This is a genomic window from Promicromonospora xylanilytica (genome assembly GCF_054782895.1).
In genome coordinates this window covers 329,599-352,354 of record NZ_BAAGRP010000007.1, presented here as the reverse complement: position 1 = coordinate 352,354, position 22,756 = coordinate 329,599, and the positions used below count along the sequence as shown (strand labels likewise).

Below are 22,756 nucleotides of genomic sequence, written 5' to 3'. Positions count from 1 at the left end.
ACGCCCGTCGACGGCGGTGACGCCCCGGAGCGACGCAGGTCATACGGCGGCGAGTCGGCCGGAGCGGGCCGGGCCTGCGACAATGGGCGCATGACCCACGACTCCTCTGCATCGGAGGCTGCTGCGCTGGACGCGGTGGCCCGAGATGATGCTGCCCTGGACGCTGCCGCCCCGGTCGCTCCCGACCTCGATCTCGCCGAGACCGAGGACGACCTCGCGCGCGAGCGCGCGCTGCGCGCCGGCCTCGAGGAGTTCGAGCTCGACGAGTCGGACCAGGAGCTCCTGGGGTCCGAGTGGAGCGACGAGCAGGCGGAGGCCGAGGCGGCGCTGCCCGTGCTGGCCATCGTCGGGCGGCCGAACGTCGGCAAGTCGACCCTCGTCAACCGGATCCTCGGCCGGCGAGAGGCCGTCGTGGCCGACAAGCCGGGCGTGACCCGCGACCGCGTCTCCTACCCGGCCGAGTGGGCGGGCCGCCGCTTCATGCTCGTCGACACGGGCGGCTGGGAGGTCGACGTCGCGGGCATCGAGTCCAAGGTGGCCGAGCAGGCGGAGGTGGCCATCTCCCTCGCCGACGCCGTGGTGTTCGTGGTCGACGCCGCCGTGGGCGCCACCGCGACGGACGAGCGGGTGGTGGAGCTGCTGCGCCGCTCCGGCAAGCCGGTGGTGCTGTGCGCCAACAAGGTGGACGGCGCCTCGGGCGAGGCCGACGCCACCTACCTGTGGGCACTGGGCCTGGGGGAGCCGCACCCGGTCTCGGCCCTGCACGGTCGTGGCACGGGCGACCTGCTCGACGCCGCCGTCAAGGCACTGCCCGGGAAGTCCGAGCACGGCACGGTGCGGCCCGCCGGCCCGCGCCGCGTGGCGCTCGTGGGGCGGCCGAACGTCGGCAAGTCCTCGCTGCTGAACAAGATCGCGGGCTCGGAGCGTGTCGTCGTCGACGAGGTGGCGGGCACCACGCGCGACCCGGTCGACGAGCTGATCGAGCTGCGCGGCATCCCGTACTGGTTCGTGGACACCGCCGGCATCCGCCGCCGCGTGCACCAGACCAAGGGCGCCGACTTCTACGCGTCGCTGCGTACCGCGGCCGCCATCGAGAAGGCGGAGATCGGCGTCGTGCTCGTCGACGCGTCGAACCCGCTGACCGAGCAGGACATCCGCGTGATCCAGCAGGTCGTGGACGCCGGGCGCGCGCTCGTCATCGCGTACAACAAGTGGGACCTCATGGACGAGGACCGCCGTCCCTTCCTGGAGCGCGAGATCGAGAAGGAGCTCGTGCAGATCGCCTGGGCGCCGCGCGTCAACCTGTCGGCGCGCACCGGCTGGCACAGCGAGCGCCTGGTACCCGCGATCGAGCGCTCGCTCGCGTCCTGGGACCGGCGCGTGCCGACCGGCAAGCTCAACGCGTTCCTGGGTGAGCTCGTGGCCGCGCACCCGCACCCCCTGCGTGGTGGCAAGCAGTCGCGCATCCTGTTCGCGACGCAGGCCTCGACGCGGCCCCCGCGGTTCGTCATCTTCGCCACGGGGTTCATCGAGGCGGGCTACCGCCGGTTCATCGAGCGCCGCCTGCGTGAGACCTTCGGCTTCGAGGGCACCCCCATCGAGATCTCGGTCCGAGTCCGGGAGAAGCGCCGCCGCTGAGAAGGCCGGGTGCGGGGCCTGCCCGGCGGGCCCTGCCCCGCGGGCGGGCCCGGTGTGTGGTCGGCAGAACGTCAGGTGATCGGTAGCCCGGGCTGCCGATCACCTGACTTTTTGCCGACCACGTGGTCCGGATGCCCATCCGGTCGGCAAATCGCGGTACCTTCGGGTCGTGCTCTCGGCCAGTATCCCCAGCCCCGACCCGGTGTGGTCCCAGTTCAGCCTGGGCCCGCTCACCATCCACACCTACGCCCTGTGTCTGCTGGCCGGCATCGCCGCCGCCGCGTACATCACGGACCGGCGGCTGCGCGCGCGTGGCGCCGCCCCCGGGCTCGCCCTCGACATCGCGATGTGGGCGGTCCCGATCGGCATCGTCGGCGCCCGGATCTACCACGTGCTCACCCACCTCGGTGACTTCACCGGGCCGGGCGTCGACCCGTGGGCCTGGGTGCGGATCTGGGAGGGCGGCAACGCCCTGTTCGGCTCCCTGCTCGGCGGGGCGGTCGGCGTCTGGATCGGCTGCCGCCAGACCGGTCTGCGGTTCGGGTCGTTCGCCGACGCGCTCGCGCCCGGCCTGCTCGCCGCCCAGGCGATCGGCCGGTTGGGGAACTATGTGAACCAGGAGCTGTTCGGCCTGCCGACCACGCTGCCGTGGGGCCTGGAGATCCGCGAGGACGCCCCGATGTTCCCCGACTGGGCGGACCCCGGCACCCTGTTCCATCCGCTGTTCCTGTACGAGATGATCTGGAACCTGATCGGGATCGCCCTGCTGCTGGCCATCGAGCGGCGTGTGGTCCGCCGGAACGAAGCGCTGCTGGCCGACGGCGGCACGCCCGGAGCCGGGCTGCGCTGGGGCCGCATGTTCGGCCTCTACCTGATCTGGTACGGGCTCGGCCGCAGCTGGCTCGAGGCCATCCGCATCGACCCGACGAGCGACGCGCCGCTGGGTGTCCCCGCGAACATCTGGACGTCCGGGGCCGCGATCGTGCTCGGCATCGTGATCATCGTGGTGCAGGGTCGTCGGCACCCGGAGCCCGAGCCGTCGGTCTACCAGCCGGGGCGCGAGCCGGAGCACGAGGACGAGAACGCCGAGCCGTCCGACACCGAGCCGTCCGACACCGAGCCGTCCGACGCCGAGCCCGCGGCCGCTGAGCCCGCGGAGGCCGACGCCAAGCCGGCCGAGCCCGCCGACACCAAGCCGTCCGACGCCGAGAACACCGCGTCGACCGGTTCCGCCGACAGCAAGTAGACGTCGGGCCGTCTCCGGCAAAGGCCTGAACCTGGGGCTGTGGGGGTGCGTGTGCGCACCCTCACAGCCCTTCGGCTTGTTCACCCGGGCAACCGCTGCGCAGGATGTGGTCATGCCACACCAGCCGCCGGGGGACACCCCTGCCCCCGACCGGACCACCGCGGAGCGGCGGGCCTGGTGGCCGGTCGCCGCCGTCCTGCTGGCCGTGGCCTGGGGTGGCAACGAGTTCACGCCCCTGCTCGTGATGTACCGCGAGCAGGGGAACATGGGCGACGTGACGGTCGACGCCCTGCTGGCCGCCTACGTCTTCGGCATCGTCCCCGCGCTGCTGCTGGGCGGTCCGCTGTCCGACCGGCACGGCCGCCGTCCGCTGCTGCTGCCCGCCGCGCCCGTCGGCGCGCTCGGGTCGCTGGTGCTCGCCCTCGACCCGATGAGCCCGCTGCTGCTCGCCGTCGGCCGCGTGCTGTGCGGGGTCGCGCTCGGGCTGGCGATGGCCGTCGGCAGCACCTGGGTCACGGAGCTCAGCGCCCGGGCGGGCGAGCGGGGCGCGGGCCCGCGGCGCGGCTCGCTCTCGCTGACCGTCGGGTTCCTCACGGGGGCGGGCGTCGCGGCGATGCTCGCGCAGTTCGGGCCGTGGCCCACGCACCTGTCGTACGTCGTGCACGCCGCTGGCGCCCTGGCCACGGGCGCGTGGCTGCTGCGTGTTCCGGAGACCAACCCGGTGCTGCGGCGGGGCGACCGGGGCTCGCTGCGCGACGACCTGCGGATCACCGCCGTCCGGCACCCGCGGTTCCTGCGGGTGGTGGTGCCGCTCGCGCCCTGGGTGTTCGGCTGCGGCGGCAGCGCCTACGCCGTGCTGCCCGCCCTGCTCTCCGGCCACGCCGGAGACGTGCCCATCGCGTTCGCGGGCGCCCTGACCGTGCTCTCGCTCGGGTGCGGCATCGGCATCCAGGTGGTGGCGCGGCGCATCGACACGCCGAGGTCGGCCAGGGCCTCGGTCGTCGCGCTGAGCATCGTCGCGCTCGGGATGGGCCTGGCGGCGTGGGCCTCGGCGTCGCCGTCCCTACCCCTGGGCGTGGTCGCCGGCGTGGTGCTCGGACTGGGGTACGGGCTGGGTCTCGTGGCCGGGCTCAGCGAGGTCGCGCGCATCGCCGGGCCCGGGCAGCTCGCCGGCCTGACCGCCGTGTTCTACTCGCTGACCTACCTGGGCTTCTTCGCGCCGATGGTGCTGGCGTGGCTGCACGGCACGTGGTCCTACGTCGAGATGTTCGGCTTCGGGGCGGCGGCCGCGGCGCTCTCGCTGGTGCTCGTGGCGCTGTCGTCGCGCACGGCGCTGCCGCGAGCGGGCGGCGACGGCGCGGGCTAGGCCGACTGCCTCCGTCAGGCGGCCAGCGCGTCGATCGCGGCGGGGGACAGCACGTGGTCGATGGCCATGGCGCTCGCGCCCAGCACGCCCGCACCGGCGCGCGCACGCGACGCGACGATGCGCAGGTGCTGCGTGGCCAGCGGCAGGGACCGCCGGTAGACGGCCTCGCGGATGCCCGCGATGAGGTGCTCGCCCGCGTCGGCCACGACCCCGCCGATCACGATGACCGACGGGTTGAGCATGCTCACGCAGGACGCCAGGACCCCGCCGATGTCGCGGCCGGCCTGCCGTACCGCCTGGCTCGCGGCGACCCCTCTCGACCGGACCAGGGCGACAACGCTGTCACTGTCGACGGCGTCGAGGCCCTGCGCGGCGAGCGCCGCCGCGACGGCCTGGCCGCTCGCCACCGCCTCGAGGCAGCCGGTGTTGCCGCACCGGCAGGGCACGTGGTCGGCGCCGGGCACGGCCATGTGCCCGACGTCGCCGGCCGCGCCCTGGGCACCCCGCCGCAGCGCGCCGTCGGCGATGATGCCGGCGCCGATGCCGGTGGAGACCTTGACGAGCAGCAGGTCCGACACCTGTGACCAGGCCGCCCGGTACTCGCCGAGCGCCATGATGTTCACGTCGTTGTCGACGAGCACGGCGACCCCGAGCTCGTCCCCGAGGATGCCCGGGACGTCCACGTCGTCCCACCCGGGCATGATCGGCGGGTTGATGGGCCGGCCGGTCGAGTGCTCGACCGGTCCGGGCAGCCCGATGCCGATCCCTGCCAGATCGTCGACGTCTCGGCCCGCCGCGGCGAGCAGGTGTCGGCCGGCGTCGGCCACCCAGGGCAGCACGACGTCAGGGCCCGCCGCAATCGACAGGGGCTCCTCGTGCGCGGCGAGCACCGTGGAGGCGAGGTCGGTGAGGGCCAGACGGGCATGGTTGGCCCCGAGGTCGACGGCGAGGACCACGCGGGCACCCGGCCGAAAGGCGAAGGTGGCCGGTCGCCGCCCGCCGGTGGAGCCCGCGGTGCCGGCCGGGGCGATGAGCCCCGTGCTCATGAGCGCGTCGATCCTCGTCGCGATCGTCGACCGTGACTGTCCGGTGATGGCGATCAGGTCCGCACGCGTGCGGGGCTTGCCGTCGCGCAGCAGCTGGAAGAAGTCACCGGTGCCCAGGGACAGGGGTGGTGTCCTGGAGCGGTCGTCGGTGGGCATGGGCGGCCTCCCGGGTGAATTTGCGGTCGCGTATCGGCAAAAGATAGCCCATATGATCCAGGAACCACAGAAGGCGCGTAAGTGACATGCAACTTTTGGTTGACATCAGCCAGAAGTTCCCTACATTGGTGGATATGCGAGCCGATGACGACGCGCACACTTCTTCTCCCGACCCCGTCCTGCGCCTTCGCGGCGTTGGCAAGGAGTTCTTCGGCACCTCGGTGCTGCGAGAGATCGACCTGGACCTCTACCCCGGTCAGGTCCACGCCCTGGTGGGTGAGAACGGCGCGGGCAAGTCGACGCTGATGAAGATCATCGCCGGCGTGCACCGGCCGGACACCGGCACCCTCGAGCTCGGCGGCACCGGGACCGCGTTCCCGACCCCGCTCGACGCACAGCGGGCTGGCGTGGCCACCGTCTTCCAGGAGTTCAACCTGCTGCCGGACCGGTCCGTCGCCGAGAACGTCTACCTGGGCCGCGAGCCCCTGCGCCGCGGCATGGTCGACCGCCGCAGGCTGCACGCCGACACCACCCGCCTGCTCGACGACCTGGGGCTGACGGGCATCACGCCCTGGACCCGCGTCGGGTCCCTGTCCGTGGCGCAGCAGCAGGTGGTCGAGATCGTCAAGGCCGTCTCGTACGACGCCCGGATCATCTCCATGGACGAGCCGACGGCGGCGCTCGCCGACCAGGAGGTCGCGCTCCTGTACGAGCTCGTCCGGCGGCTGCGCGACCGCGGCGTCGCCATCCTGTACGTCTCGCACCGGCTCCAGGAGATCTACGACCTGGCCGACACCATCACCGTGCTCAAGGACGGTAACCACGTGCTCACGGCGCCCGCCGTCGAGGTGAGCCCCGACCGGCTGGTGCGCACCATGGTGGGCCGCGACTTCGCCGGGTTCTTCCCCGACAAGCCCGCCGACGCCGTCCCCGGCGAGGTGCGGCTGGCGCTCGCCGGCTCCGGCAACACGATGGTCGACGGCATCGACCTCGAGGTACGGGCCGGCGAGATCGTCGCCCTGGCCGGCCTGCAGGGATCCGGGCGCACCGAGATCGCCCACGGCGTGTTCGGCATCGCGCCGTTCACCCGCGGCTCCATGACCGTCGACGGGCAGCCCGCCCAGGTCCGCAATCCCCGCCAGGGCGTGCGCCACCGCCTCGCCCTGGTCACCGAGGACCGCAAGACCGAGGGTCTCGCCCTGGGGCAGTCGGTCCTGGCGAACGCCCGGCTCGTGCTCGACGCCGTGCTGCCCCGCGCCTCGGACCGCCGGTCACGCCAGATCCCCGGCCTCCTGTCGTCGCTCGAGGTGGTCGCCAGCTCCCAGGACACCGAGGTCCAGTACCTGTCCGGGGGCAACCAGCAGAAGGTGGTCCTCGCCAAGTGGCTCGTGACCGGGCCGCGGGTGATCGTGCTCGACGAACCGACCCGCGGCATCGACGTCGGAGCCAAACGAGCCGTCTACGACCTCATGCGCACCCTGACCGCCGACGGCACCGCCGTGCTGCTCATCTCCTCCGAGCTGCCCGAGGTCGTCGCGATGGCCGACCGCATCCTCGTGGTGCGCGACGGCCGGATCGCCGGCGAGCTGCCGGGCGGCAGCGACGAAGCGGCCGTCATGGCCCTGGCCACGGGAGCGGCATGACGACGACCACCACCGCCGGGCAGGCGGCCACCCGGCGCCGCCACCACCTGGGATCCACCGAGATCGTCTACCTCGCGCTCGTCGGCATCCTCCTGGTCGCGGGCGTCCTCGTCGCGCTCCGCGGCGGCAACCTCTTCGCCCAGCAGAACATCAGCTACATGCTCACGCAGACGAGCCTGCTGGGGTTCGTCGCCGTCGGGCAGACGCTCGTGATCCTGTGCCGCTCGCTCGACCTGTCCGTCGGGTACGTCGTGGCGCTCTGCTCGCTGATCGGCGCCACGACGATGGCGGGCGACCCGTCCCGCGTGTGGCTCGGCGTCGTGGCGGCGCTCGCGGTCGCGGCAGGCGTCGGCCTCGTGAACGGCCTGGTCATCTCCGCGCTGCGGGTCAACCCGTTCATCGCGACGCTCGGCATGGGCCTGATCGTCAAGGGCTTCCTCGACACCCGGTTCAAGGGGCCGGAGGGCGAGGTGCCGTTCGCCTTCCAGACGTTCGGGTACACGCGCATCGGCCCGGTGCCCGTCTCGACGATCGTCATGCTGCTCGTCGCCGCGGCGGCGTTCGTGCTGCTCACCAGGACCCGGGCGGGCTACCACATGTTCGCCGTCGGCGGGAACCTCGACGTCGCGCGGCTCTCGGGCGTGCGCACCGGCAGGACCCTCGTGCTGGCCCACGTGCTGTGCTCCCTGTGCGCGGGGATCGCCGGCCTGCTCATCGCAGCCCGGTTCGGCACGGGGAACGCGCTCGTCTACTCCTACGGCCTCGACCTCGACTCGATCGCGGCCGTCGTGCTGGGCGGCACCCTCCTGTTCGGGGGGCGGGGCTCGGTGCTCGGCACGGTCGGCGGCGTGGCGATCCTGGCGGTGCTCGACAGCTCGTTCAACGTGCTCGACGTGAACCCGTTCTTCAAGGACGTGCTGCGCGGCGTGATCATCATCGCGGCCGTCGCCCTGTACGCCCGCCGGCAGATCGACCCTGCGAGCCGGCGTGTCCGGTTCGGCGCACGAGGTTCGGTCCCACGAGGAGGGGATACCGCATGACCCTGACGACGACCTCGCGCGACACCCCACGAGGTACCGCACGGCAGTGGCGTGACCGCCTGCTGTCCGGCGGTAGCTGGACGGTGCTCGCCCTGCTCGTGGTGGTCCTCACCGTCATCGTCGTGATCAACCCCTCGTTCGCCGAGCCGGTGTCCCTCATGGCGTTCGCCAAGAAGGCCGCTCCGCTGGTGGTGCTCGCCGTGGGCCAGTACTTCGTGATCGTGTCGGGCGAGTTCGACCTGTCGGTGGGCTCCCTCGTCGGCGCCCAGGTGGTCATCGCGGCGCGCCTCATGGACGGCCAGGAGGCGCTGACCTGGCCCGTCGTGGCCCTGATGCTCGTGTTCGGGCTGCTGGTCGGTCTCGTCAACGGCCTGGTGACCACGCTGCTGCGGGTGCCGTCGTTCATCACCACGCTCGGCATGATGCTGGTGCTGTACGGCGCCATCCGGCTGTGGACCGGCGGCGCGCCGACCGGCGCGCTCACCGAGAGCTTCCGCGTGCTGGGCCGCAAGGGGTTCCCGGACACCCCCGGGCAGTTCCAGGTGCCGTACGCGCTGCTGGTGGCGCTCGTGGTGGTCGGGATCGCGGTGCTGCTCATGCGCCGCCCGTTCGGCCGGTCACTGGTCGCCGCGGGGGACAACGCCCTGGCCACCACCTACAGCGGCGCGTCCGTGTGGTGGCTGCGCACGCGGGCCTTCCTGCTCTCGTCGTTCCTCGCCACCGTCGCGGCCGTGCTCATCGGCGGGTTCGCGGGCGTGACCGCCCAGGTGGGGCAAGGGCTCGAGTTCATGGCGATCACGGCCGTCGTGCTGGGCGGCGTCGCACTCGGCGGTGGCCGCGGGACGGTCGTCGCCGCCATGGTCGGCGCGCTCGCGCTCGAGGCCCTCTTCACCCTGTTCAACCAGCTCGCCCTGCCGTCGACCATCCGGCCCGCCGTGCAGGGCGTGATCATCATCGTCGCCGTCGCCTACGCGGCACGCCGACAACGCACCTGAGCCGACGACGCACCTGAGCTCGACCCACCGAACGACCCGCACTCATCAAGACCCGGACTCATCAAAGGGGATGGACATGCGACCGATCCGAGCACTGCTGGCGGGCACGGCAGCGGCAGGACTGCTCCTGCTGACGGCCTGCACCACCGACGCCCCGACCGAGGAGCTGCCGGCCGCCGAGACGAGCGCCGCCGAGGAGGCGCCCGCCGAGTCCGGCGCCGAGAGCGAGTGGTTCGTCCAGGCGGACTACGACCGTGAGCTGGCCCAGCGCGACATCGAGCCGGAGGGCCCCGCCGACCAGCCGTGGCTCCAGGCCATCGAGCCCGAGTACGTGGACACGGCCGACCTCGCGAGCGAGGGCGGCGACAAGACGCTCTGCTTCTCCAACGCGTCGGTCTCCAACCCGTGGCGGGTCACCGGCTGGATCACCATGCAGCAGCAGGTGGAGGTCCTCAAGGAGGAGGGCGTGATCGGCGAGTTCCGGGTCTCCGACGCGGCCGACGACGACAACAAGCAGATCTCGGACATCCAGGCGTTCGTCGAGGCGGGCGACTGCGACGCGATCATCATCTCGCCGTCGACGACGGCGACGCTCACCCCCGCCGTCGAGGCCGCCTGCGAGAGCGGCACGCCGGTCATCGTGTTCGACCGCGGCGTGAACACCGACTGCATGGCGACGTTCATCCACCCGATCGGCGGCTACGCCTACGGCGCGGTGGGCGCGGAGTTCCTGGTCGACAACCTGGAGCCCGGCTCGACCGTCCTCGCGCTGCGCATCCTGCCCGGCGTCGACGTGCTGGAGCACCGGTGGGCCGCCGCGGACAAGGTCTTCTCCGAGTCGGACATCGACGTGGTCGGGGTCGAGTTCACCGGGGGCGACGGCGCCAAGATCAAGGACCTCGTCACCCAGTACCTGCAGCGCGGCGAGGTCGACGGCATCTGGATGGACGCGGGCGACGGCGCCGTGGCGGCCGTCGAGGCGTTCGAGGACGCCGGTCAGCCCTACCCCGTCTTCGTGGGCGAGGACGAGATGAGCTTCCTGCGCAAGTGGGACGAGACGGGCATGACGGCGATCGGCAACGTCTACTCGAACTTCCAGTGGCGCACGCCGATCCTCGCCGCGCAGAAGATCTGGGCCGGTGAGGAGGTGCCGTCCGAGTGGGTGCTGCCCCAGGAGCCCGTCGACGACTCCGACCTGGCGGCGTACCTCGACGCCAACGCCGACATGCCGTCGCTGCACTACGCGAAGTTCGGCGGCGAGGACCTGCCCGGGTACCCCGAGGCCTGGACGGACCGCTGAATGGGTGTGCCGACGAGAACCACGACCACGAGAACCACGACCACGTGGCCGGTAGGCGTCAACACCTGGGTGTGGACGTCGCCGCTCACCGACCGGTCGCTCGCCGAGATCGCGCCCCGCGTCGCGGGGTGGGGGTTCGACGTGCTGGAGCTCCCCGTGGAGCGGCTCGGCGACTGGGACCCGCACCACGCGGCACGGGTCCTCGCCGACCACGGCCTCGCGGCCAGCGTGTCCCTCGTCATGGGCGAGGGGCGTGAGCTGGTCGCCGCCGACACCGGCACCGTCCGCGCGACGCAGGACTACCTGCGGGCCGTGGTCGACGCCGCGCACGTCGTGGGCGCCCGGGTGATCGGCGGCCCGGCGTACGCGTCGGTCGGCCGTACGTGGCGGACCACCCCGCAGGAGCGGGCCGACGCACTGGCCGAGCTCGGCGAGCACCTCGCGCCCGTCGTCGACCACGCGATGGCCGCGGGCGTCGTCGTCGGCCTCGAACCGCTCAACCGGTACGAGACGAGCCTGATCAACACCGTGGACCAGGCGCTCGAGGCGATCAGCCCGCTCCCCGCGCAGGGCATCGGGCTGATGCTCGACGTCTACCACATGAACATCGAGGAGCGGGACCTGCCCGCGGCGGTCGAGCGCGCTGGGGCGCGCATCGCGGCCGTGCAGGTCTGCGGGAACGACCGCGGCACGCCGGGCGGCGACAGCCTCGACTGGCCGGGCCTGCTCGCCGCGCTGGAGCGGGCCAGCTACACGGGCCCGCTCGTCATCGAGTCGTTCACCGGCCAGAACGCGACCATCGCCACCGCCGCCTCGATCTGGCGGCCGCTGGCCGCGAGCCAGGACGCCCTCGCGACCGAGGGACTCGCACACCTGAGGGGACTGATGCCCGCCATGGACGGCTGAACCGCGCCGGAGGTCCACAGCGCTCGGCGCCGGCACGCCGGGCTGGTCAACGCAACACGCTCCGCCGGGGACCCCCCGGCGGGTCCGCACGTCGATCTGCCCAGGAGGCACCACGATGACCGCACCACGACGTCCCCGCTGGGGGAGATCCACAGCGGCGCTCGCCGCCGGAGCCCTGGCGCTCACGCTCGGGTCCGCCCCGGCGGCCACTGCCGCCGACGAACCGCAGGCGCAGACCCAGACCGGGGCCCAGACCGAAGCCCTGGCCACCGAGGCGCTGGACGAGGGCCGGGTCCTCATCTTCACCGCCACGACCCAGTACCGGCACGCCGAGGCGATCACGCAGGGCACTCCCGTGCTCGAGGCGGCGTTCGCCGAGGCGGGCATCGCGTCCGACCACACCGAGGACCCGACGGTCTTCAACGACACCGACCTGGCGCAGTACGACGCGCTGGTCATGTTCCAGGCGTCGGGCGACCCGTGGAACGCCGAGCAGAAGGCCGCGATGGAGCGGTACCAGCAGGCGGGCGGCGGCATCGTCGCCATCCACAACGCCACGGACATGCGGGGCAGCTACGGCTGGTGGGACGAGATGATCGGGTCGCTGATGCCCGGGCACGCCGCCACGGGCTCCAGCCCCGGCCTGCCGGGAACCGTCCGCGTCGAGGACCGGAAGCACCCGTCCACGGAGCACCTGCCGCAGCGCTGGGACCGCGCCGACGAGTGGTACAACTTCTCGACCAACGTACGCGGCGACGCGCACGTGCTGGCCACGATGGACGAGTCGACCTACGACCCGGGCAGCAACGCCATGGGCTACGACCACCCCATCTCGTGGTGCAAGTACTACGACGGCGGCCGCGCGTGGATGACCGGCATGGGCCACTTCGGCGCCCACTACACGGACGAGCCGGACTTCGTACGGCACATCGTCGGCGGCGTGCAGTGGGCTGCGGGCCTGGCCGAGGGCGACTGCGGCGGCACCGACTGGGGCCAGTTCGAGAAGGTGTCCCTGGACACCAACACGAGCGCCCCGTTCGGCATCGACGTGGCGCCGGACGGCCGGGTGTTCTACACCGAGCTGGTGCGCGGGCAGATCCGGGTCTTCGACCCGGAGACGCAGACCACGACCACGGCGGTGACGCTGCCCGTCTACTCCGGCGGTGAGGACGGCCTGCTGGGCATCGCGCTCGACGAGAACTTCGCCGAGAACGGGTACCTGTACCAGTACTGGTCGCCCGCGAGCGAGGACGACACCGACCCCGCGAACTTCACCAACCGGCTCTCGCGGTTCACGGTGACCCAGGACGGTCCGGGGACGACGACGATCGACCCGGCATCCGAGAAGGTGCTGCTCGAGGTCCCCGCCCGGCGCCTGCCGGACGAGCCCGGGCACACGGGCGGCGGACTGATCGTCGACCACGCGACCGGTGACCTGTACCTCGGCGTCGGCGACGACGTGAACCCCCACTCGGAACCGTCGGGCGGGTACGCGCCGCTCTCCGAGCGGGACGGCACGTTCCACGACGCACGGGAGACGTCGGCCAACACCAACGACCTGCGCGGCAAGGTGCTGCGGATCCACCCCGAGGACGACGGGACGTACTCGGTCCCCGAGGGCAACCTGTTCCCGGAGTCCGAGGACACCGCGGACAAGACGCTGCCCGAGATCTTCGCCATGGGCTTCCGCAACCCGTTCCGCTTCGCGATCGACCCGGCGACGGGCAACCTCGCCGTGGCCGACTACTCGCCCGACAACGGCAGCGACAACCTGGCCCAGCGCGGCCCGGCGGGCATCGCCGAGTGGAACCTGGTCAAGGAGCCCGGCTTCTTCGGCTGGCCGCTGTGCATGGGGAACAACGAGCCGTTCCGGGACGTCGACTACCGGACGAACCCGGTCACCGTCGGTGACTTCTTCGACTGCGACGCCCCGGTCAACGACTCGGTGCGCAACACCGGTCTGACCGAGCTGCCCCCGGCCCAGCCGGCCGACATGTGGTACGGGTACCAGCGGTCCTCCGTGCCCGGCGCCATCAACCAGGGTGGTGGCCTCGCGCCGATGGGCGGCCCGTTCTACGACTACGACCCCGAGCTCGAGTCGGACACCAAGTTCCCCGAGTACTACGAGGGCAAGGCGTTCTTCTACGAGTGGTCACGGAACCAGGTCTTCACCATCGAGCCGACGGACCCCGAGGCGGCGCCGGGCGAGCCCGACGTCGAGAAGGTCAACCGGTTCCTGCCGGACGAGGACTTCCTCGCGCCGATCGACGCGAAGTTCGGGTCGGACGGCGCGATGTACGTGCTCGACTGGGGCGGCGGCTTCGGCCGGGACAACCCCGACTCGGGTCTGCACCGGGTCGACTACGTGACGGGCTCCCGGTCGCCCGAGGCGCTGCCGAAGGCGTCGCCGGACTCCGGGACCGCACCGCTGGAGGTCCAGTTCGACGGGACGGGCAGCACCGACCCCGAGGGCGAGAACCTCGAGTACGCGTGGGACTTCGACGGCGACGGGACCACCGACTCGACCGAGCCGACGGCGTCGCACACGTACACGGCGGACGGCGTCTACGACGCGCGGCTGACCGTGACCGACCCGGCCGGCAAGGACGGGACCGCCACCGTGCCGATCACCGTGGGCAACACCCGGCCGGAGGTCGACTTCGGGCTGCCGCCCACGGGCTCGTTCTTCGAGTTCGGTGACACGATCTCGTGGGACGTCGACGTGACCGACGCGGAGGACTCGCCGGACGGCTCGGCCATCGACGACGAGCGCGTCGTCATCCAGCCGGCCCTCGGGCACGACGCGCACGCCCACCCGTCCGAGCCGCTGCACGGACGCACGGGATCGGTCGCGACCGCGCTGGGCGGCGGGCACGGTGAGGGCACCAACGTCTTCTACGTGCTCGACGCGCGGTACGAGGACGACGGCGGCGCCGGGGACATCCCGTCGCTCACCGGCTCGGACACGACGCTCGTGTTCCCCAAGGAGCGGCAGGCCGAGTTCCACACGGCGCAGGAGGGAACCCGGACGGCGCCGAGCCGGGACGTCGAGGGCGGCGGCGACGTCGTGGTCGGCTCCGACGGCGCATGGGCGTCCTACGACCCCGTGAACCTGCACGGGATCGACGCGCTGACGCTCCGGGTGGCCTCGGCGTCCGCAGGCACCATCGAGCTGCGCAAGGGGGCCCCGGACGGTGACCTGCTCGGGACCGCCGAGATCACGGGCAGCGGTGTCAGGGACTTCGGCGACGTGCGGGTCGACGTGGACGACCCGGGGGAGAGCTTCGAGCTCTACGTCGTCTTCCCCGGGCCGGGCGAGCGGTCGCTGAACTTCGTGGAGGCGAACGGCAAGGGCGTCAGCGACACCACCAGGCCCGAGGTGGCGATCACGTCGCCGGAGGCCGGGGTCGAGCTCGAGCACGGCCAGATCGAGGTCACGGCCGATGCCGCCGACGCGGAGAACACCGTCAGCCAGGTGGAGTTCTTCGTCGACGGGACGTCGATCGGCGTCGACGACACGGCGCCGTACGCGGCGGCGTGGGACGTCGCCGCCGACGGCTACTACGAGCTGACGGCGGTCGCGACCAACGACCGTGGTCTGCCGACGACCTCACGGGTCGTGGTGGCACAGGTCGGCGACATGTTCGGCGGGATGCGGACGTTCAGCAACGCGGACGGCGAGTTCGAGCAGCTGTCCTCCGGGGCGTACGTCATCGACTCGGGCGGCGCGAACATGTGGCAGGGCACCGACGAGTACTCGACGATCTTCCGCGAGGGCTCCGACCGGCACTGGTCGGCCACCGTGAAGATCAACAGCCAGGGGAACTCCAACGGGTCCGCCAAGGCGGGGATCATCGTCCGCAACGACGTGACCCAGCCGGGGACGTCACCCGGGTACGCGGCGCTCGGCATCCGGCCGAGCGGCGGGTTCGAGTGGCTGCGGGGCAACGACGCCGGCCAGCTGGTGACGTCGACGGGCGGCGGTTCGACGGCCTACCCGGCCTGGGTGCGGCTCGTGCGCGACGGCGACCTGTACTCGGCGTTCTGGAGCTCGGACGGCGAGACGTTCACCCAGATCGGGGAACCGGAGGAGCTGGCCGGGGCTGCCGACCTGCAGGACGTCGGGCTGTTCGTCACCGCGCACAGCACGACGAACCGCAGCGCCGTGGAGTTCCAGGACTTCACGTTCGACGACCAGCCGGACCCGCCGCAGGTGGAGGTCGCGGCGGCCAGCCGGTGCACCGGTCCGCAGGCCCGCGTTGCGGTGAGCGCGACCAACGCGGGCGCCGACCCCGCCCGGGTCGAGCTCACCACCACGCACGGGAGCAAGACCTTCAAGGAGGTCCTCCCGGGGGAGACGGTCTCCCAGCTGTTCCGGTCGGGTGCTGGGGCGCTCGACGCGGGGGCCGCCACGGTGACCGCGACCAACGGGCCGCACGAGGTGGTCGTCGAGGAGGCCTACGACGCCGTGAGCTGCGGCTAGCCGCCGTGGCTGACCCGACCGACTGACCAGATGGCCTGACCGGCCGGCCCACAGACCGGGCCGGCCGGTCCGACCGAGAGGAGCAAGGACGTGCCGAAGACGAGGAACAGACCGCGGAACCCACCGCGGAGCGCACCGAACGCCGCGGCACGTCCATCGAGCCGGGGTGGTGCCGGCCGCCCCGGACCTCGGCCGCCGGCGCCCGCGCGGCGCCGGTGGCGGAGGTGGGGTGCCGTGGCGGCGGTCGCGCTGGTGGCGGCCGCCACGGTCCTGGTCCTGGTGCTGGTGCAGCCGTGGGAGCCGGCGGCTGCGCCGTCGCCCGGGGGCATCCAGGTCGATCCCGCGCGGGTGGCGGAGCTCGAGGCCGCGGAGGCCGAGCGGGACGGCGACAACCTGACCGCGGCGGGGGAGCTCGCCACCTCGGCGCAGGAGCGGCTGCTGCCCGTGATGGACGGGCTGTACGAGGCGCTGCCGGCGGGGGAGGACTCCTCCGTGGATTCCTCGGCGGGCGGGCCGGAGAGGGACGGGAAGGCGCCGACGGCGGCCGAACTGCGCGAGTGGCGCGACACCGTCGAGCAGGTCACCGCGGAGCTCGAGGCGCTGCCGTCCGGGTCGTCCGAGCACAACATCGTGCGCAACGGGCTCCTGCTCTCCGCGGGGCTGCTGGGGGACACGCTCGACGTGGTGGAGCTGGCCGGTGAGAGCGACGGGCCGGGCTCGTCAGGGGAGTCCGAGCGGCTCTCCGCCGTCGCGGGCGACCTGCGGACGCGGGCCGTCGACGCCTGGGCGGTCGCGGCGGTCCAGCTGGACCTCCAGCACATCGCGGCCGACCGCGGCCACCTGCACGCGTTCCTGCCGCTGCACTCGGGCATGTCGGAGGAGGGCGAGGTAGAGCTGGGGCACGGGGACCACTGACGGTCCGGCGCGGCAGCTCAGTCCTCCTGCCACGCGACCGATCCCGTCACGGTGCGGCGGTACTGGCCCGGCGATGTACCGGTGTACTTCTTGAAGGCGACACCCATGTACTCGGAGTGGCTGAACCCGAGTCGCTCCGCGATGCGGTGCAGTGTCCAGTCCGTCGACGACAGCAGCTCGGCGACGCGGTCCATCCGCACGCGGAGGATCTCCGCGTGCACCGTCCGGCCGAGCAGCCGCTCGAACCGGTGGTCGAGCGCGCGCCGGGAGAGGCCCACGTGCTTGAGCACCACCTCGACCTTGAGGTTCTGGTCCGCACGGTCCCGGATGAAGCGGAGGGCCTCGACGACGAGCGGGTCGTCCACGGCGAGGATGTCCGACGACTGCCTGGTCACGATCCGCGTCGGATCGATGAGCCGCAGTCCGGGCTCGAGCACCTCGCCGTCCATCATCTGGTCCAGGAGCTTCGCGGCAAGGTGGCCCATGTGCGTCGTGTCCGGGTCGATGCTGGACAGCGGCGGCGAGGTCAGGTTGCCGATGAGCTCGTCGTTGTCGACCCCGATGACGGCTACCTCGTCGGGAACGGCGATGCCGGCGAGAGTGCAGGCCTCCAGCACCTCTTGACCCGCGATGTCGTAGCAGGCGAGAAGCCCTGTCGGCTTGGGCAGCCGGGTCAGCCACCCCGCCAGGCGCGCACGGTCGGCCGCTCGCCTGCCGGACGGGATCATCCGGAACTCGTAGGCCTTCGACCCTCGCTGCCGCACGTGCTCGGCGAACCATGCGCCGCGCTTGAGCGCCCAGGCGAAACGTTCGTCGCCGCAGTAGGCGAAGTTCCGCAACCCCCGCTGCTCGAAGTGCTCGACCGCCCACCGCGCGATCGTGTCGTCGTTGGTCTCGACTCCCGGCAGTGCCGGCACGAGCCGAGCCGCACTGAGGTCGACGGTCGGCAGGTCGAGCCGGCGGATGAGGTCCGCCGTCGCCGCGGTCTCGATACGTGCCAGCACGCCGTCGCCACGCCAGCCGTCGAGCCACGAGAAGTCGGTCTCGTGGCGACTGTGCTCGCCCAGGTACATCGACCAGCCGGTGCGTGCCTCCGCGTACTTCCGTACGCCGGTCAGCAGCGCACGTGCGTACGCGTTCGACGTCTCGACGAGCAGCGCGACGTGCCGGGTCGGCGGTGGGGGCATGTGAAATATCTAAGCAGCGATGCGTGATCGCGCATGGTGTGACCTCGGTCACGCTCCATAGCGTGTGGACCACTACCGAGGAGGTCAGCGTGACGGAGAACGTACGGGTGGCAATCGCCGGGCTGGGGTTCGGCGCGGAGTTCATCCCCATCTACCAGGCACACCCTGACGCCGAGCTGGTCGCCGTGTGTCAGAGGTCGAAGGACACCCTGGACCGCGTGGCCGATACCTTCGGCGTCCCGGGTCGCTACACCAGCTACGACGAGATGCTGCAGGACCCCGGCATCGACGCGGTCCACATCAACACCCCCATCTCCGCGCACGCCGAGCACACCGTCGCGGCCCTGAAGGCGGGCAAGCACGTGGCATGCACCGTGCCCATGGCGACGACGACCGACGAGTGCCGGGCGATCGTCGCCGCGGTCCGCGAGTCGGGCAAGAAGTACATGATGATGGAGACCGTCGTGTACTCGCGGGAGTTCCTCCACGTCCAGGATCTCGTGGCGGACGGCACGATCGGCCGGGTCCAGTTCCTGCGCGGAGCGCACCACCAGGAGATGGCCGGCTGGCCGGGTTACTGGGAGGGGCTCCCTCCCATGCACTACGCCACCCACGCGGTCAGCCCCGTCCTCACCCTCGCCGGCGCCCTGGCGGAGAGCGTCGTCTGTCTCGGGTCCGGCCGTATATCGCCGGCCCTGGCTGCCCGCTACGGATCACCGTTCGCCGTGGAGAGCGCGCTCCTCACGCTCCGCGACTCGGACGCCGGGGCCGAGGTCGCACGGTCGCTGTTCGAGACGGCCCGCGAGTACGTCGAGAGCTTCACGGTGTTCGGCGACCGGGCCACCTTCGAGTGGGAACAGACCCAGGGCGCCGGGCACGTGCTGCACGTCGGCGAGACGCCGAAGCGCATCGAGGTCCCGGACTTCGCCCACCGGCTGCCGTCGCAGGTCGCGCCGTTCACCACCCGAGGCGTCTACGACGACGAGCACGAGCACCTCTCCTTCGTCCAGGGGGCCGGCCACGGTGGCTCGCACCCGCACCTGGCGCACGAGTTCGTCCGGAGCATCATCGAGGATCGCGCTCCGGCGATCGACGAGGTCACGGCCGCCAACTGGACGTCGGTCGGCATCTGCGCCCACGAGTCGGCCATGCGCGACGGAGCCCGTGTGTACATCCCGGACTACTCGGACGTGCGGTGATGACCGCGACCCTGCAGCGGGGTGCGGCGCCGTCCTCGTCGCACCGGCGGACGCGATCGCGGTGGGCGGACCTACGGCGCCGGCTGCCGGCCGCCGGGGGAGGCGTGATCGCCGCGGCGGTCGTCGTGTGGGTGGTGTTCCTCGCCACGGACACTCCGGCGGGTCCCGCGGCGAGCAACCCCGGCACGTTCATCGTGACCGTGCTGGACGCCCTGACGTTCGGCGGTCTGCTGTTCGTCGCGGCGTCCGGCTTCACCCTGATCTTCGGGCTGATGCGCACCGTCAACATGGCGCACGGGTCGTTGTTCCTGCTGGCCGCCTACGTCGCCATCCGCGTGCAGGAGGCGATGGTCGGCCGGTCCCGCAACATCGGGGCGGCCGACGTCGGCATCCTCGACTGGCTCGTGCCGATGCTCGTCGGTGCGACGGTCGCAGCGGTGCTGGGGCTGATCATCCAGCAGGTCTTCCTGCAGTGGAACGAGGGCCAGGAGCTCCGGCAGGCGCTGATCACCCTTGCCATCACCGTCGTCCTCGCCGACCAGATGCTCCGCGCGTTCGGTGGGCTGGCCGGACGGATGGTGTGGCCCGGTGCGGTGACGCACTTCTACTCCGTGTTCGGCGAGCGTTACGCCCTCAGCCGGTTGTTCATGCTGGCCGTGGCCGTCGTCGTCGGTGTGCTGCTGTGGCTGTGGCTCAACAGGACGAGCGTCGGCATGGTCATCCGCGCCGGGGTCGACGACCGGCAGATGGTCCGTGGGCTCGGTATCAACATCAAGCTCGTGTTCGCGGTGACGTTCTTCGTCGGCTCGTTCCTCGCCGGGCTCGGCGGGGTGCTCGGCGCGTCCTTCGCCGGTGCCGCGCCCGGTACCGACGCCGACTGGCTGCTGAACTCCCTGGTGGTCGTCATCATCGGCGGGCTGGGGTCGTTCAAGGGTGCCGTCGCCGGGTCGTTGCTGTACGGGACGGTCGTGGCGTTCTCGCCGGCCTACCTGCCCAGCGAGTACTCGTTCTACGCCATCATCATGACGTTCGCCCTGCTGGCACTGGTGCTGGCCGCCCGGCCGCAGGGGCTGTTCGGGAGGATGGCATGACGATCCTCCGCTCCGCCCGGCCGGGCGTCGCCACCTTCGCCGGCCTGATCGCCGTGCTCCTGGTGCTGCCCGCCCTCGCCCCCGCGTTCTTCATCAACTTCGTGATGACCAAGACCCTGGTCCTCGGGATCGCGGCCGCCTCGATCGTGTTCCTCGCGCGGTACGGCGGCCTGGTGTCGCTGGCGCAGTTCCTCTTCTTCGGCGTCGGCGGCTTCATGTACGGCAACGCCGTGCTGGAGGACGGTTCTCGTGGCCTCAACCTGGGGATGAGCCCCTGGGCGGCGGTCGTCTTCGCGATCGTCGTCACCACGGTCGTCGCGTGCGCGCTCGGCGCGCTCGCCAGCCGGATGACCGGGCTCTACTTCCTGATGCTCACGATGGTCTACACGGTGATCGGGTTCTTCGTCTTCGCGCAGATCGTCGAGATCTCCGGCCCGGGAGGTCTCACGAGCATCCCCCGCCCGGAGCTCATGTCGCCGCCGGTCAGCCTGTACTACGCAGCGCTGGCGGTGTCCGTCGTGGCCTACGTGGGCTTCCGCGCCCTCGGCCGCACGCCGTTCGGGCTCACGCTGCAGGGCGTCCGGGACGATCCCGTCCGGATGGCGTCGCTCGGCTTCAACGTCCCGCTGCACCGGACGGCCGCCTTCACCCTGGCCGGCTTCGTCGCCGGACTCGCCGGGGTGCTGAACGTCTGGTGGAACGGGCAGATCGATCCCGCGTCGATCGCGCTCGACCCCAGCCTGATCCTGCTGATCATGGCCGTGATCGGAGGCATCTCCTACTTCGAGGGCGCCTGGCTGGGTGCCTTCGTGTACGTCCTCGTCTTCACCTACCTCCGCGACATCCCGCTGCTGGGCCAGATAGGGATCACCGAGGCTCGGCTGAACACGGTGATCGGAGCAGTGGTGCTCCTGATCATGGTGCTCTCCCCGGAAGGGCTGGCCGGGATCGCAGAGAAGGTCCGTCGCCGGGTCCGCGTGACCCGGGCGAGGCATTCCGCAGTGGCTGACGACGCACGTCCGACGCCGACGACACCCACAGGAGAACAATGATGATTTCCACCAGACCACGGCGGCCGGCGACGTTCGCCATCACCCTCGTCACCGGTCTCGCGCTGGCTACCGCGGGGTGCTCCGACCGCGGCGGAGCCAGCGGGCTGCCCGCCGACGACACGGCGGACCCGACCGGCTCCACCGCCGTCAGGGACGACGGCACCGTCCGGCTCGGCATCCTCGGACAGTGCGAAGGACCGTTCGGCGGTTTCCACGAGGACGTCGCCGGCGGCACAGCCCTCGCGCTGGTCAACCACGCCGGCGCCACCGTGAACTCACCGACCAGCGCCCTGGAGGGCTTCTCGGGTGCGGAGGTGGCAGGGACCCCGATCGAGCTCGTGGGGATCGGTTGCGGGAACGACACCGCCGACCGGATCCTCGAGGAGACCCGCCGCCTCGTCGAGCAGCTGGGCGCCAACGTGATCATCGGGCCGCTCTCCGGGGACGAGGGGCCTGCCGTGGCCGAGTACGCGAAGGCCAACCCCGACCTGACGGTGCTCGCCGGGATCTCCGGCTCCCAGGAGCAGACCCTGCACGTGCAGGCCGACAACTACTTCCGGTGGTACGGGGACGGGGCGATCTGGAACGCCGGGCTGGGCGACATCCTGTACAACGAGCGCGGCTGGCGCAAGGTCGCCGTGATCGCCGACGACTACAGCTTCGGGCACACGTCGTCGGCAGGGTTCATCGCCGACTTCTGCGGCGTCGGCGGTGAGATCACGCATCGCGTCTACCCGCCGCTCGGCACCACGGACTACTCGTCCTACATCGCGCAGCTGCCGGGCACGGACGAGGTCGACGGCTACTTCTGGGCCGTGGGCGGGACGGGCACCCAGGCGTCGCTCGAGGCCTTCGTCAACGGCAAGGGTGACCTGACCGGCGACCAGCACGCGGGCAACTTCTTCTTCAACCCCGACCTCGCCCAGGCGCTCGGCACCGATATCGCCGGTGCCTACATCGGGGGGTTCGCCACGCTGCCGGGCGACGTGCGCACCCCGGCGATCGAGGAGTACCTGGCCAGCGCGGACGCCACCTGGGAGTCGCTCTCTGGTTCGCTGAGCAACAACGAACCGGCCGACCCGTCGGTGGCGGCCGCGTTCGGGTTCTTCTACGGCTACTACTCGGCCGGTGTGGCACTGGTCGAAGGGCTGGCCGCCGTCGACGGCGACATCTCCGACCCGCAGGCCCTGCAGGCCGCGATCGGTGAGCTCGAGCTCGACCTGCCGTACGGACCCATGAGCCTCGACGAGAACCGCAGCGGGATCGTCGACGTCGGCCTGTCGCAGCTCGTCGTCAACGACGACGGGGAGATCGAGCAGGAGACCGTCGCGATCGTCCCCGGCGTCGACCAGACGTTCGGCGGGACGTTCGGCCCGGACACGCCGTCGCCGTCCCGGGACTTCCCGGGTTGCGAGAAGCGTGACCTGCCGTGGACGGGGAACGCGATCCCCGTCGTCGACGGTGTCCCGCAGGTCGACGGTGTCCCGCAGTAG

16 protein-coding genes are annotated in these 22,756 nt (G+C 71.7%); 14 read left to right on the top strand and 2 right to left on the bottom strand.

Annotated elements, in window-relative coordinates; genetic code table 11:
* Positions 1–90: 90 nt before the first annotated feature.
* The 3 genes from der to ACYVK7_RS09355 all read left to right on the top strand — a co-directional run bounded on the left by der (position 91) and on the right by ACYVK7_RS09355 (position 4,250).
* Positions 91–1,638 (top strand): ribosome biogenesis GTPase Der, encoded by a 1,548-nt coding sequence (der, locus tag ACYVK7_RS09365; RefSeq protein WP_460887425.1) that lies wholly within the window; start codon positions 91–93, stop codon positions 1,636–1,638.
* 169 nt (positions 1,639–1,807) lie between these two features.
* The gene (gene lgt / locus ACYVK7_RS09360) at positions 1,808–2,884 is read left to right on the top strand and encodes a prolipoprotein diacylglyceryl transferase (RefSeq protein WP_460887424.1); all 1,077 of its coding nucleotides are present in this window, start codon (positions 1,808–1,810) and stop codon (positions 2,882–2,884) included.
* A gap of 112 nt (positions 2,885–2,996) precedes the next feature.
* Entirely contained in the window at positions 2,997–4,250 is a 1,254-nt protein-coding gene (locus ACYVK7_RS09355) for an MFS transporter (RefSeq protein ID WP_460887423.1), read from the top strand.
* 14 nt (positions 4,251–4,264) lie between these two features.
* Here ACYVK7_RS09355 and ACYVK7_RS09350 read toward each other — a convergent pair whose 3' ends face one another.
* The gene (locus tag ACYVK7_RS09350) at positions 4,265–5,452 is read right to left on the bottom strand and encodes an ROK family protein (protein ID WP_460887422.1); all 1,188 of its coding nucleotides are present in this window, start codon (positions 5,450–5,452) and stop codon (positions 4,265–4,267) included.
* Positions 5,453–5,586: 134 nt separating this feature from the next.
* Here ACYVK7_RS09350 and ACYVK7_RS09345 point away from each other — a divergent pair, with 134 nt between their 5' ends.
* From ACYVK7_RS09345 to ACYVK7_RS09315, 7 genes are all read left to right on the top strand, one after another.
* Positions 5,587–7,095, top strand: a complete 1,509-nt coding sequence (locus ACYVK7_RS09345; RefSeq protein ID WP_460887421.1) for a sugar ABC transporter ATP-binding protein — start codon at positions 5,587–5,589, stop codon at positions 7,093–7,095.
* The gene (locus tag ACYVK7_RS09340) at positions 7,092–8,135 is read left to right on the top strand and encodes an ABC transporter permease (RefSeq protein ID WP_460887420.1); all 1,044 of its coding nucleotides are present in this window, start codon (positions 7,092–7,094) and stop codon (positions 8,133–8,135) included. Before ACYVK7_RS09345 ends, ACYVK7_RS09340 begins: the two co-directional genes overlap by 4 nt.
* Positions 8,132–9,130: an ABC transporter permease gene (locus ACYVK7_RS09335; protein WP_460887419.1), complete on the top strand. Its 999-nt coding sequence runs from the start codon at positions 8,132–8,134 to the stop codon at positions 9,128–9,130. The genes ACYVK7_RS09340 and ACYVK7_RS09335 overlap by 4 nt, the downstream gene beginning before the upstream one ends.
* Before the next feature lie 70 nt (positions 9,131–9,200).
* Positions 9,201–10,430 (top strand): substrate-binding domain-containing protein, encoded by a 1,230-nt coding sequence (locus ACYVK7_RS09330; protein ID WP_460887418.1) that lies wholly within the window; start codon positions 9,201–9,203, stop codon positions 10,428–10,430.
* Entirely contained in the window at positions 10,431–11,336 is a 906-nt protein-coding gene (locus ACYVK7_RS09325) for a sugar phosphate isomerase/epimerase family protein (protein ID WP_460887417.1), read from the top strand.
* Between the two features lie 115 nt (positions 11,337–11,451).
* Positions 11,452–15,819: a ThuA domain-containing protein gene (locus ACYVK7_RS09320; RefSeq protein ID WP_460887416.1), complete on the top strand. Its 4,368-nt coding sequence runs from the start codon at positions 11,452–11,454 to the stop codon at positions 15,817–15,819.
* Between the two features lie 234 nt (positions 15,820–16,053).
* Positions 16,054–16,734, top strand: coding sequence for a hypothetical protein (locus ACYVK7_RS09315; RefSeq protein ID WP_460887415.1), 681 nt, complete (start codon positions 16,054–16,056; stop codon positions 16,732–16,734).
* 17 nt (positions 16,735–16,751) lie between these two features.
* Here ACYVK7_RS09315 and ACYVK7_RS09310 read toward each other — a convergent pair whose 3' ends face one another.
* Positions 16,752–17,921, bottom strand: a complete 1,170-nt coding sequence (locus ACYVK7_RS09310; protein WP_460887414.1) for a XylR family transcriptional regulator — start codon at positions 17,919–17,921, stop codon at positions 16,752–16,754.
* A gap of 89 nt (positions 17,922–18,010) precedes the next feature.
* Between ACYVK7_RS09310 and ACYVK7_RS09305 the strand changes: the two genes are divergently transcribed.
* The 4 genes from ACYVK7_RS09305 to ACYVK7_RS09290 are packed head-to-tail and all read left to right on the top strand — an operon-like array spanning position 18,011 to position 22,756.
* Complete coding sequence (locus tag ACYVK7_RS09305) at positions 18,011–19,120, top strand: Gfo/Idh/MocA family protein (protein WP_460887413.1); 1,110 nt, start codon at positions 18,011–18,013, stop codon at positions 19,118–19,120.
* Positions 19,120–20,211 (top strand): branched-chain amino acid ABC transporter permease, encoded by a 1,092-nt coding sequence (locus ACYVK7_RS09300; protein ID WP_460887412.1) that lies wholly within the window; start codon positions 19,120–19,122, stop codon positions 20,209–20,211. The genes ACYVK7_RS09305 and ACYVK7_RS09300 overlap by 1 nt, the downstream gene beginning before the upstream one ends.
* Positions 20,208–21,263, top strand: coding sequence for a branched-chain amino acid ABC transporter permease (locus ACYVK7_RS09295; protein ID WP_460887411.1), 1,056 nt, complete (start codon positions 20,208–20,210; stop codon positions 21,261–21,263). Before ACYVK7_RS09300 ends, ACYVK7_RS09295 begins: the two co-directional genes overlap by 4 nt.
* Positions 21,263–22,756 carry an ABC transporter substrate-binding protein gene (locus ACYVK7_RS09290; RefSeq protein ID WP_460887410.1) on the top strand — a complete coding sequence of 498 codons (1,494 nt, stop codon included), beginning with the start codon at positions 21,263–21,265 and terminating at the stop codon, positions 22,754–22,756. The genes ACYVK7_RS09295 and ACYVK7_RS09290 overlap by 1 nt, the downstream gene beginning before the upstream one ends.